Origin of the sequence: Streptomyces griseus, from assembly GCF_900460065.1 — a bacterium.
Lineage (GTDB): Bacteria > Actinomycetota > Actinomycetes > Streptomycetales > Streptomycetaceae > Streptomyces > Streptomyces griseus.
The window spans coordinates 41873-54418 of record NZ_UAVD01000058.1 but is presented as its reverse complement, the minus strand read 5'-3'; the positions used below and the strand labels follow the sequence as shown (position 1 = coordinate 54418).

11 protein-coding genes are annotated in these 12546 nt (G+C 72.1%); 7 read left to right on the top strand and 4 right to left on the bottom strand.

Annotated elements, in window-relative coordinates; all coding sequences use genetic code 11:
- The first annotated feature begins 228 nt into the window (after positions 1-228).
- The 6 genes from DTB53_RS36340 (at position 229) to DTB53_RS36315 (ending at position 7851) form a co-directional block, all read left to right on the top strand.
- Positions 229-993 (top strand): IclR family transcriptional regulator, encoded by a 765-nt coding sequence (locus tag DTB53_RS36340; protein ID WP_012381571.1) that lies wholly within the window; start codon positions 229-231, stop codon positions 991-993.
- Positions 994-1428: 435 nt separating this feature from the next.
- Positions 1429-2220: an MIP/aquaporin family protein gene (locus DTB53_RS36335; protein WP_003970153.1), complete on the top strand. Its 792-nt coding sequence runs from the start codon at positions 1429-1431 to the stop codon at positions 2218-2220.
- A gap of 39 nt (positions 2221-2259) precedes the next feature.
- On the top strand, positions 2260-3804 hold the full coding sequence (gene glpK, locus DTB53_RS36330) for a glycerol kinase GlpK (RefSeq protein ID WP_012381570.1): 1545 nt from the start codon (positions 2260-2262) through the stop codon (positions 3802-3804).
- 14 nt (positions 3805-3818) lie between these two features.
- Positions 3819-5429 carry a glycerol-3-phosphate dehydrogenase/oxidase gene (locus DTB53_RS36325; RefSeq protein WP_003970151.1) on the top strand — a complete coding sequence of 537 codons (1611 nt, stop codon included), beginning with the start codon at positions 3819-3821 and terminating at the stop codon, positions 5427-5429.
- Positions 5430-5572: 143 nt separating this feature from the next.
- Positions 5573-6631 (top strand): LLM class flavin-dependent oxidoreductase, encoded by a 1059-nt coding sequence (locus tag DTB53_RS36320; RefSeq protein ID WP_003970150.1) that lies wholly within the window; start codon positions 5573-5575, stop codon positions 6629-6631.
- 167 nt (positions 6632-6798) lie between these two features.
- Positions 6799-7851, top strand: coding sequence for a PAC2 family protein (locus DTB53_RS36315; protein ID WP_012381569.1), 1053 nt, complete (start codon positions 6799-6801; stop codon positions 7849-7851).
- Between the two features lie 97 nt (positions 7852-7948).
- Here DTB53_RS36315 and mshC read toward each other — a convergent pair whose 3' ends face one another.
- From mshC to DTB53_RS36295, 4 genes are all read right to left on the bottom strand, one after another.
- On the bottom strand, positions 7949-9178 hold the full coding sequence (gene mshC, locus DTB53_RS36310; protein WP_012381568.1) for a cysteine--1-D-myo-inosityl 2-amino-2-deoxy-alpha-D-glucopyranoside ligase: 1230 nt from the start codon (positions 9176-9178) through the stop codon (positions 7949-7951).
- A gap of 122 nt (positions 9179-9300) precedes the next feature.
- Positions 9301-10140 carry an SCO1664 family protein gene (locus tag DTB53_RS36305; RefSeq protein ID WP_003970147.1) on the bottom strand — a complete coding sequence of 280 codons (840 nt, stop codon included), beginning with the start codon at positions 10138-10140 and terminating at the stop codon, positions 9301-9303.
- Entirely contained in the window at positions 10104-10694 is a 591-nt protein-coding gene (locus DTB53_RS36300) for a DUF3090 domain-containing protein (RefSeq protein ID WP_003970146.1), read from the bottom strand. Before DTB53_RS36300 ends, DTB53_RS36305 begins: the two co-directional genes overlap by 37 nt.
- A 70-nt stretch (positions 10695-10764) precedes the next feature.
- The gene (locus tag DTB53_RS36295) at positions 10765-11487 is read right to left on the bottom strand and encodes a histidine phosphatase family protein (RefSeq protein WP_012381566.1); all 723 of its coding nucleotides are present in this window, start codon (positions 11485-11487) and stop codon (positions 10765-10767) included.
- 54 nt (positions 11488-11541) lie between these two features.
- Between DTB53_RS36295 and corA the strand changes: the two genes are divergently transcribed.
- Positions 11542-12534 (top strand): magnesium/cobalt transporter CorA, encoded by a 993-nt coding sequence (gene corA, locus DTB53_RS36290; protein WP_003970144.1) that lies wholly within the window; start codon positions 11542-11544, stop codon positions 12532-12534.
- The last annotated feature ends 12 nt before the right edge of the window (positions 12535-12546 follow it).

Below are 12546 nucleotides of genomic sequence, written 5' to 3'. Positions count from 1 at the left end.
CAGGGATGCGACGGCTGTCGGCTTTGCGTCCTTCTCGGGGAAGGCGCACCTCGCCAGCGTAGCCGGACGCCGCCCGGGACCGTAGGTGCGTCCATGGGACGGACTGCATGCTGTGCGGGTGCGGCGCGCGCGACACGGTGGCGGAGACTTTCCCCCGGAGTCCGGCGCAGGTCGGCATCGACCGATAGTGTTCAGCATTGTCGAACCGAGGTGGAGGAGTACGGCGCGATGGCCAAGAACATCCAGTCGCTGGAGCGGGCGGCCGCGATGCTGCGTCTGCTGGCGGGCGGCGAGCGCCGGCTCGGGCTCTCCGACATCGCCTCCTCGCTGGGGCTGGCCAAGGGCACCGCGCACGGCATCCTGCGCACGCTCCAGCTGGAGGGCTTCGTCGAGCAGGACGCGGCGTCCGGGCGCTACCAGCTGGGCGCCGAACTGCTCCGCCTGGGCAACAGCTACCTGGACGTCCACGAGCTGCGGGCCCGCGCCCTGGTCTGGACGGACGACCTGGCCCGCTCCAGCGGCGAGAGCGTCCACCTCGGGGTGCTGCACCAGCACGGCGTCCTGATCGTCCACCACGTCTTCCGGCCCGACGACAGCCGCCAGGTGCTGGAGGTCGGGGCCATGCAGCCGCTGCACTCCACGGCGCTGGGCAAGGTGCTGTCCGCGTACGATCCGGTGGCCCACAGCGAGGTCATGGAGGCGGAGCGCCGCTCCTTCACCGGGCGCACCGTCACCGAGGCGGGCGCGTTCGAGTCGATGCTCGACCTGATCCGCGCCCAGGGCTGGGCCGCCGACGCCGAGGAGACCTGGGAGGGCGTGGCCGCGGTGGCCGCCCCGGTCCACGACCGGCGCAGGATGCCCGTCGGGGCGGTCGCCGTGACGGGCGCGGTGGAGCGGGTGGCCCCGGGCGGGACGCTGCGCCCCGAGCTGATCGCCTCCGTACGGGACTGCGCCCGCGCGGTCTCCCGGGATCTGGGCGCCGGCCGCTTCTGACGGTCCGCGGGGGCGTCCCGCCCGCCGCTCCGCGCGCCACCGTCCCTCCGACCCCGTACGCACGCCCCGCGGGCGGGACCGCCCCCATGGGCCCCTGCGCAGCCGCGTCCGCCCCCGACGCCCGGCGTCCGGTGTCGCACCCACGCGCGCCCCGGCCCGGCCCGTCCCGGTCCCTTGCGGTAACGATCCCGTCGCGCACCGAGTCGTGGTCCCCGGAACCCTTGACGCTTCCTTCACTCGGGGGAAACACTGCCGTTCAACGGTCGGCATTGTCGAACGACTAACGGCAATACGCGTTAGGGTGTGACAGTGCCAAGGGCCGGTCAAGCCCTTACAGGTGGGCTGCCCACGCTTCGTGGATACCCATCTGGGGCGCGGAACACCGGCGGGACCGGTGCTCCGCTCTCCCCTGGACGAAGGACAAAGGAGTCGCGGGTGTCCAGCTCCGACATTTTCATCGGCGAGACCATAGGTACCGCCGTACTCATCCTGCTCGGCGGCGGTGTCTGTGCCGCCGTCACGCTGAAGAGCTCGAAGGCCCGGAACGCGGGCTGGCTGGCCATCACCTTCGGGTGGGGCTTCGCCGTGCTGACCGGCGCCTACCTCGCCGGCGGCGTATCGGGCGCCCACCTCAACCCCGCGGTCACGGTCGGCCTGGCCATCCAGGGCGGCACGGAGTGGGGCGACGTCCCCCTCTACCTCGGCTCGCAGCTGCTCGGCGCGATGATCGGCGCCCTGCTGGTCTGGGCGGTCTACTACGGCCAGTTCCACGCCCACCTGACCGACCCGGAGATCGTCGGCACCACGTCCACCGACGAGGGCATGGTCGACCAGACCGCCGCCCCGAAGGCGGGCCCGGTGCTCGGGATCTTCTCCACCGGCCCCGAGATCCGCAACGGTGTCCAGAACGTCGTCACCGAGATCATCGCGACCGCCGTGCTGGTCCTGGCGATCCTGACCCAGGGCCTGAACGACGGGGGCAACGGCATCGGCGTGCTCGGCGCGCTGATCACCGCCCTGGTCGTCGTCGGCATCGGCCTCTCGCTCGGCGGCCCGACCGGCTACGCCATCAACCCGGTCCGCGACCTCGGTCCGCGCATCGTGCACTCCCTGCTGCCGCTGCCGAACAAGGGTGGTTCGGACTGGGGCTACGCGTGGGTACCCATCGTGGGTCCGCTCGTCGGCGGCGCACTCGCCGGCGGGCTCTACAACCTCGCCTTCGCCTAGCCGCACCCTCCTCATTCCACAGACTTCCGGGAGCACATCGTGACCGACGCACACACCACCGGCACCCACGGCAGCGGACCGTTCATCGCCGCCATCGACCAGGGCACCACCTCCAGCCGCTGCATCGTCTTCGACAAGGACGGCCGGATCGTCTCCGTCGACCAGAAGGAGCACGAGCAGATCTTCCCCAAGCCGGGCTGGGTCGAGCACGACGCGACCGAGATCTGGGAGAACGTCCAGGAGGTCGTCGCCGGGGCCATCGTCAAGGCCGGCATCACCTCCGCCGACGTCAAGGCGATCGGCATCACCAACCAGCGCGAGACCACGCTGCTCTGGGACAAGAACACCGGCGAGCCGGTGCACAACGCGCTGGTCTGGCAGGACACCCGCACCGACGCGCTCTGCAAGGAGCTCGGCCGCAACGTGGGCCAGGACCGGTTCCGCCGCGAGACCGGACTGCCGCTCGCCTCGTACTTCGCCGGGCCCAAGGTCCGCTGGCTGCTCGACAACGTCGAGGGACTGCGCGAGCGCGCCGAGCGCGGCGACATCCTCTTCGGCACCATGGACTCCTGGGTCATCTGGAACCTGACCGGCGGCACCGACGGCGGCGTCCACGTCACCGACGTCACCAACGCCTCGCGCACCCTCCTGATGAACCTGCACACGATGGCCTGGGACGAGAAGATCCTGTCCTCCATCGGCATCCCGGCCGCGGTGCTCCCCGAGATCCGCTCCTCCGCCGAGGTCTACGGCAACGCCAAGGGCGGCATCCTCGACGGCGTCCCGGTCGCCTCCGCGCTCGGCGACCAGCAGGCGGCCCTGTTCGGCCAGACCTGCTTCTCCGAGGGCGAGGCCAAGTCCACGTACGGCACCGGCACCTTCATGCTGATGAACACCGGTGGCACCCCGGTGAACTCGTACAACGGGCTGCTCACCACCGTCGGCTACCAGATCGGCGACCAGCCCCCGGTGTACGCGCTGGAGGGCTCCATCGCGGTCACCGGCTCGCTGGTGCAGTGGATGCGCGACCAGATGGGCCTGATCAAGTCGGCCGCCGAGATCGAGACCCTGGCCTCCTCGGTCGAGGACAACGGCGGCGCGTACTTCGTGCCCGCCTTCTCCGGCCTCTTCGCCCCCTACTGGCGTCCCGACGCCCGCGGGGTGATCACCGGTCTCACCCGTTACGTCACCAAGGCGCACATCGCCCGTGCCGTCCTGGAGGCCACCGCCTGGCAGACCCGCGAGATCAGCGACGCCATGACGAAGGACTCCGGCGTCGAGCTGACCGCGCTCAAGGTCGACGGCGGGATGACCTCCAACAACCTGCTGATGCAGACGCTCGCCGACTTCCTGGACGCGCCCGTGGTGCGCCCCATGGTCGCCGAGACCACCTGCCTCGGCGCCGCCTACGCCGCCGGTCTGGCCGTCGGCTTCTGGCCGGACACCGACGCGCTGCGCGCCAACTGGCGCCGGGCCGCCGAGTGGACACCCCGCATGGACGCGGACACCCGTGCCCGCGAGTACAAGAGCTGGCTCAAGGCCGTCGAACGGACCATGGGCTGGATCGAGGACGAAGAAAGCTGACGAGGAGCATCACCATGACCACCCTGCAGAGCGTTCCCGCCCTCGGAACGCACCCGGCCTCCGGCTCGCTGCCGAGCCGCGCCGAGACCCGGGACCAGCTGTCCCGGGCCACGTACGACCTCCTGGTCATCGGCGGCGGCATCCTGGGCATCTCCACCGCCTGGCATGCCGCGCAGTCCGGGCTGCGGGTGGCCCTGGTGGACGCCGGCGACTTCGCCGGCGCCACCTCCTCCGCCTCCTCCAAGCTCCTCCACGGCGGTCTGCGCTACCTCCAGACCGGCGCGGTCAAGCTGGTCGCGGAGAACCACTTCGAGCGCCGCGCGGTCTCCCGCGAGGTGGCCCCGCACCTGGCCAACCCGCTCACCTTCTACCTGCCCGTCTACAAGGGCGGCCCGCACGGCGCGGCCAAGCTCGGCGCGGGCGTCTTCGCCTACTCCGCGCTGTCCGCGTTCGGCGACGGCGTCGGCCACGTCATCTCCCCGGCCAAGGCCCAGCGCGACGTCCCCGAGCTGCGCACGGACGACCTGAAGGCGGTCGCGGTCTACCGCGACGACCAGATGAACGACGCCCGCATGGCGCTGATGACGGTCCGCGCGGCGGTCGACGCGGGCGCGGTCGTCCTCAACCACGCGGCCGTCACCGGGCTCCGCTTCACCCGGGGCCGGGTCACCGGCGCCGAGCTGAAGGACAGCACCGACGGCACCGAGTTCGGCGTCGACGCCCGCCTCGTGCTGAACGCCACCGGCCCCTGGGTCGACCACCTGCGGAAGATGGAGGACCCCAACGCGGCCCCCTCCATCCGGCTCTCCAAGGGCGCGCACCTGGTCCTCAAGCGGACCCGGCCGTGGCGCGCGGCGCTGGCCACCCCGATCGACAAGTACCGCATCACGTTCGCGCTGCCGTGGGAGGACATGCTGCTCCTCGGCACGACGGACGAGGAGTACGAGGGCGACCCGGCGGACGTCTCGGTGACCGAGGCCGACACCGCGCAGATCCTCGACGAGGCGGCGTTCTCGATCAAGGACCAGCAGCTCTCGCGCGATCTGATCACCTACTCCTTCGCCGGTCTGCGCGTGCTGCCCGGCGGTCCCGGCGACACCTCCAAGGCCAAGCGCGAGACGGTCGTCACCGAGGGCCGCGGCGGGATGCTGTCGGTCGCGGGCGGCAAGTGGACGACCTTCCGCCACATCGGCCGCACCGTCATGAACAAGCTGGCCGCCCTCCCCGGGCACCCGCTGGCCGAGGACATGGAGCCGATGAACCGGCTGCCGCGCAAGCTCCCGCTGCCCGGCATCGCCAACCCGAACGCGGTCGCCCACCGGCTGCTGATCGACGGCCCGGCGCCCGGCCCGCGCATGGCCCCGGACACCGCCCGGCACCTGGCCACGCACTACGGCTCGCTCGCCTTCGACATCGCCCGGCTGGCCAACGAGAGCCCGGAGCTGGCCGAGCGCGTCCACCCGGACGCCCCGGAGATCTGGGCCCAGGTCGCCTACGCCCGGGACCACGAGTGGGCCGAGACGGCGGACGACGTGCTGCGCCGCCGGACCACGCTGACGATCCGGGGCCTGGCGACGGACGACGTCCGCGCCGGCGTCGAGAAGCTGCTGGCCGACAAGGACTGACCCCGTCGCCACGGGTCCGCCGTGGACGGGCGGCGGGGCGGCTCACCGTAAAGGAGCCGCCCCGCCGCCCCGCGCGAACGCCCCGGCACACGCGCCACACTCCCGCCATACGCCCGCAACGTGCCCCGGGGACAGTGGAGTTCATGAGATTCTCCGTGCTCTCCCTGATCGGCCACGAGCCGCACCCGCTCACCGGTGAACTCCTCCCCGCCGCCGACCGGTTCGAGGAAGTGATCGACACCGCCGCGGTGGCGGAGCGGCTCGGCTTCGAGGCGTACTCCGTCGGCGAACGGCACGCCGGGGCCTTCCTCTCCTCCAGCCCGAGCGTGGTGCTGGGCGCGATCGCGGCCCGTACGAGCACCATCCGGCTGCTCACCGGGGTGACCGTCGTCGCGATCCTCGACCCGGTCCGGGTGGCGGAGGACTTCGCGACGCTCGACCAGATATCCCGCGGCCGGGTCGAACTCGTCGTCGGCAAGGGCGCGGAGGCCGGCCACTTCGACCTGTTCGGGCTCGACGAGGCACGGCAGTGGGACCTCCAGAAGGAGAAGTACGAGCTGCTGCGGCGGCTGTGGAGCGAGGAGGGCGTCGACTGGGAGGGCGAGTTCCGGCCGCCCCTGAAGAACGTGACGACGGTGCCGCGCCCGTACGCGGGCGTGCCCCGGATCTGGCACGGCTCGGCGACCAGCCTCAACTCCCCCGAGCTGGCCGCCAAGCACGGCGACCCGCTGTTCACCGCCAACGCCATCCAGCCGCTGGAGGCCTACGCCCGGCTCATCGCCCACTACCGGGAGCGGTTCGAGGCCTACGGGCACGATCCGGCGGACGCCGAGGTGGCGGCGGGATCGGGCGGCCTCCTCATCGCCGACACCTCGCAGGCGGCCGTCACACGGTACAAGGAGCTGTACGAGGCACGGGTGCGGCAGATCTTCCAACCGCACCTGGAGGGCAAGGCCGGCTACAACACCCCGTTCCGCACCATCGAGGAGGCGATCGAGGACGGCCCGCAGCTGATCGGCAGCCCGCAGCAGATCATCGACAAGATCCTGCGCTGGCACGAGGTCTACCGCCACGACCTCCAGTCGATCACGGTGGACGGTTTCGGCCTCGGCCGGCCGGAGCAGTTGGAGACGCTCCAGCGGTTCGCGGAGGAGATCGCCCCGGTGGTGCGGCGGGAGGCCCCGTCCGCGCCGCGCGACTGAGGCGGAGCCGGCCGACCGCCCGCCCGGCGGGGGCATGATGCACTGATCGAGCCGATGATCCACTCCTGGTGGCAGGGTTCACCCGGCCGTGCAAGAGAGCTGCGGCGGGAAGGCCCGGAAGCCGTAAGGTTGCTCCGTACGTATGGAGACATCGGAAGGAGGCCCGGGTGATCGAGCTCGAGTCGGTGCCCGAGCTGATCGACCCGGTCATGGTGGCCGCGTTCGAAGGCTGGAACGACGCCGGGGACGCCGCCTCCACAGCGGTCGGTCATCTGGACCGGGAGTGGAAGGGCGAGGTGTTCGCGGCGCTGGACGCCGAGGACTACTACGACTTCCAGGTCAACCGGCCCACGGTGTGGCTGGACGGCGGCACCCGGAAGATCACCTGGCCGACGACGCGGCTGTCCGTGGTGCGGGTGGGCGGCGACAAGCCCCGGGACCTGGTCCTGGTGCGCGGCATCGAACCCTCCATGCGCTGGCGGTCGTTCTGCAACGAGATCCTCGGCTTCGCCCATGAGCTGGGCGTCGAGATGGTCGTCATCCTGGGCGCGTTGCTCGGCGACACCCCGCACACCCGGCCGGTGCCGGTGAGCGGGGTCACCTCGGACGCTGACCTGGCCCGGACGATGGACCTGGAGGAGACGCGGTACGAAGGGCCCACGGGCATCGTCGGGGTCCTCCAGGAGGCCTGCACGCACGCCGGGGTGCCGGCGGTCAGCCTGTGGGCGGCGGTCCCGCACTACGTGTCGCAGCCGCCGAACCCGAAGGCGACGCTGGCCCTGCTGAACCGCCTGGAGGACCTGATCGGGCTGCGGATCCCGCTGGGCGAACTGCCCGAGGACGCGCGGGCCTGGCAGCTCGGGGTGGACCAACTGGCCTCGGAGGACAGCGAGGTCGCCGAGTACGTGCAGACGCTGGAGGAGGCGCGGGACACCGCGGAGCTTCCCGAGGCGTCCGGCGAGGCGATCGCCCGGGAGTTCGAGCGCTATCTGCGACGCCGGGACGGCGGCCCCGGGCAGGGGCCCGGCGGCCATGCGACGGAGTCCGGCGACATACCGTATCTGCGCGACCCCGCAACCGGCCGCACCCGCCCGCCGAAGCCGCCGCGCACGGAGCCGGGGCGGGGCAGGGACGCCGACGGCCAGGGGGCCGAGGGGCCGGACGAGACGCCGGGCAAGGACCCCGGCAACGGCTCCGGGGAGACCCCCGACGAGGACTGACCGCACAGCGGTGACGAACGGCGGAGCGCCGCACGGGAGACGATCCCGTGCGGCGCTCCGTCTCTGTGCCGGAGCCACGCTCCGCCCCGTACAGGAGCTAGAGCGCGACCCCGAGCAGGGCGTCGACCGTACGCGAGACGACGCCGGGCGCGCCCTCGTCGGTGCCGCCCTCCGCACTCTGGAGCGCGGCCCAGCGGTCCACCGCGGCGAGCGCGGCGGGGCTGTCCAGGTCGTCCGCGAGGGCTTCGCGGACCTCTTCGACCAGGGCTTCGGCGGACGGTCCGTCGGGGCGCGAGACGGCGGCCCGCCAGCGCGCGAGGCGCTCGACGGCCTCGGCCAGCACCTGGTCCGTCCACTCCCAGTCGGACCGGTAGTGGCGGGAGAGCAGGGCGAGCCGGAGCGCCGCCGGGTCCACGCCCTCGCGGCGCAGCGTCGAGACGAACACCAGGTTGCCGCGCGACTTGGACATCTTCTCGCCGTCCAGGCCGACCATTCCGGCGTGGACGTACGCCTTGGCGAACGGGTGCTCGCCGGTCAGCGCCTGGGCGTGGGAGGCGCCCATCTCGTGGTGCGGGAAGGCGAGGTCGGAGCCGCCGCCCTGGATGTCGAAGCCCATGCCGAGGTGGTCGAGCGCGATGGCGACGCACTCGATGTGCCAGCCCGGGCGACCCTCGCCCAGGGAGGCCCCGTCCCAGCTCGGCTCGCCCGGGCGGGCGGCCATCCAGAGCATCGGGTCGAGGGGGTTCTTCTTGCCGGGGCGCTCCGGGTCGCCGCCGCGTTCGGCGGAGAGCAGGCGCATCGCCTCGGCGTCGAGGCCGGAGACCTCGCCGAAGTGCGGGTCGGTGTCGACGGAGAAGTAGATGTCGCCGTCCAGGTCGTAGGCCGCGCCCGCGTCCCGGAGGCGTTCGACGAGGGGCACGATGCCCGGTATCGCCTCGACCGCTCCGATGTAGTGCCGCGGGGGCAGCATCCGCAGGGCGGTCATGTCCTCGCGGAAGAGTGCCGTCTCGCGCTCCGCGAGCTCGGTCCAGTCCTGGCCGTCGCGCACGGCCCGCTCCAGCAGCGGATCGTCCACGTCGGTCACGTTCTGGACGTAGTGGACCTGCCGCTTGGTGTCGAGCCACACGCGCTGAACGAGGTCGAACGCGTTGTAGGTCGCCGCATGACCCATGTGGGTCGCGTCGTACGGCGTGATGCCGCAGACATAGATGCGGGCGACGGGACCGGGGTCAAGGGTGATCCGTCCGCCGGTCGCGGTGTCGTGGATCCGAAGGTCGCGGCCCTTGCCAGGCAGGGCGGGGACCTCAGAAGCGGGCCAGGCATGCATGTCATGAGCGTAACCGGACGATGCTTCCGGATACGAACCGGCACCGGAAACCTGTCCGAAGAGGCCCTCTTGCGCGAGACCCCCGTCAGGCGGTAGCGGCCGGCGCCGGCACGCGGAGCCTCCTACACCGGCGGCCAGGGAATGGGCGGCCACTGGCCGCTCGGCTTCGGGTGCACGGCGCTCTCGACCAGCGCGGCGACCCGGTGCCGCAGGGCCTCCAGTTCGGCCGCTGTGATGAGTTCGGCCATCCGGGTGGAGAGGGCGGCCCCCGGCTCCAGCTCACCGCCGAGCCTGCCCAGCACCGCCAGCGCCTCCTCGGTCAGCGGCTCGCCCGCCCAGCCCCAGAGCAGGGTCCGGAGCTTGTCGTCCGCGTTGAAGGTGACACCGTGGTCGATGCCGAGGATCCGTCCGCCGGGGGCGGGCAGCAGGTGTCCGCCCTTGCGGTCACCGTTGTTGATGACCGCGTCCAGCACGGCGAGCCGCCGCAGCCGGATGTCGTCGGCGTGCACCAGCAGCGCGGTCTTCCCCTCCCCCACGTCCGCGAAGCCCACGGCCTTCCAGCCGTCGCCGGGCTCCTCGCCCTCGACGAGCGCCAGCAGCTCGGGGACGTCCTCACCGTCCTCGGGCCCGTCGATCCAGAGCTGGACCATGCCCTGTCCGTACGGCCCGTCCCGCAGCACGGTCGGCGGCACGAGGTCCCAGCCGGTCGCCCGGGAGATCTCGTACGCGGCGACCTCACGCTGGGCGAGGGTCCCGTCGGGGAAGTCCCACAGCGGCTGCTCGCCCGCGACCGGCTTGTAGGCGCAGGGACGCTCCTCGCCCTCGTGCGCCACCGTGCAGTGCAGCACCGCGTTGGACGCCCCGCCGACCTGCCCGAGGACGGTGATCGTGCCCTCCGTGAGCAGGGTGAGCAGGTCGGTGCCGGTCAGGCTCCGCGACGGTATCCGTTCTGGCGCGGGCATACGTGTCCTTCCGGATCAAGTGGCAAGCTGCACAGCGGACACGGCGGCCGGCCGGCGTTGACGACGTCCAGGGCCCGCTTGGCGAAGGCGCGGGCCTGGGCGCCGCTGAGCCGGACGCGGAGCATCGGCGGGCCGTTCTCCTCGTCCTGGAGGAGCTTCTCCTCGGCCTCGGCGAGGTCGTCCTCGGAGTCGGCGTCGAGCTCGACGAGGGCCTGCGCCTCGACGATCATGCGCTGTTCCTCGCCGTCCCAGGCCAGGGCCATGGTGCCGACCCGGAACTCCTCCTCGACGGGCACGTCGAGGGGCGCGGTGTCGGAGACGTCGGTGGGGGCCACCGCGGGCACCGGGGAGTTGCCCCCGGTGCGGCGTACGACCTCGTCGAGCAGTTCGTCGATCCGCTCGGCGAGAGCGGTGACCTGAGCCTTCTCCAGGGCGACGCTGGTGACCCGGCCCTGGGAGGACGCCTGCAGGAAAAACGTACGGCGGCCAGGCAGCCCGACCGTACCGGCCACGAATCGGTCCGGCGGGTCGTAGAGGAACACCTGACGGGACACGTCCTGCTCCCTTGAGCTTCGATGGTGGTTGGGCGGCGCTACGGCGCGTCCACCCTACTGCCCGGAGCGATCACGGCGCGCCAGCACCGCCCCCGACCGTCGCGTCCGCCGCACCGTCGTCGGTGGGGGACGCGGTGGCGTCCGCCCCGACGGGGTGTTCGCGGGGGGCCAGGGCGTCGAGGTCGCCGGTGTCGCCGAGCCTCATGACGAAGGGGCGCAGCCGGGTGTAGCGGATCGCGGTGACCGAGCAGGGGTCGACGTGGACGCGCTGGAAGAGGTCCAGGTGCATGCCCAGCGCGTCGGCGACGAGGGACTTGATGATGTCGCCGTGCGAGCACATGACGTAGGTGGCGTCCTCACCGTGCTCCGCCTCGACCCGGGCGTTCCAGTCGCGTACGGCGTCGACGGCGCGGGCCTGCATCGCGCGCATCGACTCGCCGCCCGGGAAGGCTGCGGCCGAGGGGTGCTGCTGGACGACGGACATCAGGGGCTCGTCGGCCAGTTCGGCCAGCTTCCGTCCCGACCAGTCGCCGTAGTCGCACTCGCTGATGCGGTCCTCGGTGTGCAGGGGCAGGCCGGGGCGGGCGTCGAGGAGCGGCTGGAGTGTCTGCCGGCAGCGCTCCAGGGGGCTGCTGACGGCGAGCACCGGGACCACCGCGGCGAGCCGCGCGGGCAGGGCCGCGGCCTGTTCGGCGCCGCGTTCGTCGAGGGAGACGCCGGGGGTGCGGCCCGCGAGCACTCCGGCGGTGTTGGCGGTGGAGCGTCCGTGGCGTACGAGGATCAGCGTGGGCATACCCGCCAGCGTAGAGGGGAGGCCGAGGTGCGCGGGAGCCGATCTCGGGGAAGAATGCCCGCCGTGATCGTGGACTGTGCCATCTACCGGGACGGGCGCCGCACCGAACGGCCCGACGACTTCTCCGACGCCCTGGACGAGGCGCGGGCCGCACGGGAGGCGTTCCTGTGGATCGGGCTGCACGAGCCGACGGAGGAGGAGTTCGACCGCGTACGGGACGAGTTCGGGCTGCATCCGCTGGCCGTGGAGGACGCGCTGCGGGCCCATCAGCGGCCCAAGCTGGAGGTCTACGACGACTCCCTGTTCGCGGTGCTCAAGCCGATCGTCTACGAGCCCGAGAGCGACACGGTCAGCGCCGACGAGCTGATGGTCTTCATAGGCGACTCGTTCGTGGTGACGGTCCGGCACGGCGAGGGGGCCCCGCTGGCGGCCGTGCGCCGCCGGCTGGAGGCCGAGCCCGAGGTGCTGAAGCACGGCCCGACGGCGGTGCTGTACGCGGTCAGCGACGCCGTCGTGGACCACTACATGGACGTCGCCGGTGAGCTCCAGCTCGACCTGGAGGAGCTGGAGGCGCAGGTGTTCGCCCCGAGCGGCGGCGACTCGAAGAACACCGCGGCCCGGATCTACACCTTCAAGCGGCAGGTGCTGGAGTTCCGCCGGGCGGCCGGACCGCTGACCGCTCCGATGGCCCGGCTCGCGGGCGCGGGCGTGCCGTTCGTCCACGAGCACGCGCAGCCGTTCTTCCGGGACGTCGCCGACCATCTGACGCGCGCCAACGAGCAGGTGGAAGGGTTGGACCGGCTTCTTTCGGACATTCTTTCGGCGCATCTTGCCCAGATGGGCGTGCGGCAGAACGACGACATGCGCAAGATCTCCGCCTGGGCGGCCATGGCCGCGGTCCCGACGATGGTGGCGGGCGTCTACGGCATGAACTTCGACCACATGCCCGAACTGCACTGGGTGTGGACCTACCCGGCGGTGGTCGGCCTGATGGGGTGCGCCGTGTTCGGTCTCTACCGGCTGTTCAAGCGGCGCGGCTGGCTCTGAGCGCCCGGCGGA

What these genes read in the sequence shown, in the direction of transcription:
- DTB53_RS36320 (WP_003970150.1), top strand. Translation starts at nt 5,573, where the DNA reads ATGAGATTCTCCGTGCTCTCCCTGATCGGCCACGAGCCGCACCCGCTC.
- mshC (WP_012381568.1), bottom strand. Translation starts at nt 9,178, where the DNA reads ATGCATGCCTGGCCCGCTTCTGAGGTCCCCGCCCTGCCTGGCAAGGGC.
- DTB53_RS36325 (WP_003970151.1), top strand. Translation starts at nt 3,819, where the DNA reads ATGACCACCCTGCAGAGCGTTCCCGCCCTCGGAACGCACCCGGCCTCC.
- DTB53_RS36340 (WP_012381571.1), top strand. Translation starts at nt 229, where the DNA reads ATGGCCAAGAACATCCAGTCGCTGGAGCGGGCGGCCGCGATGCTGCGT.
- DTB53_RS36295 (WP_012381566.1), bottom strand. Translation starts at nt 11,487, where the DNA reads ATGCCCACGCTGATCCTCGTACGCCACGGACGCTCCACCGCCAACACC.
- corA (WP_003970144.1), top strand. Translation starts at nt 11,542, where the DNA reads ATGCCCGCCGTGATCGTGGACTGTGCCATCTACCGGGACGGGCGCCGC.
- DTB53_RS36305 (WP_003970147.1), bottom strand. Translation starts at nt 10,140, where the DNA reads ATGCCCGCGCCAGAACGGATACCGTCGCGGAGCCTGACCGGCACCGAC.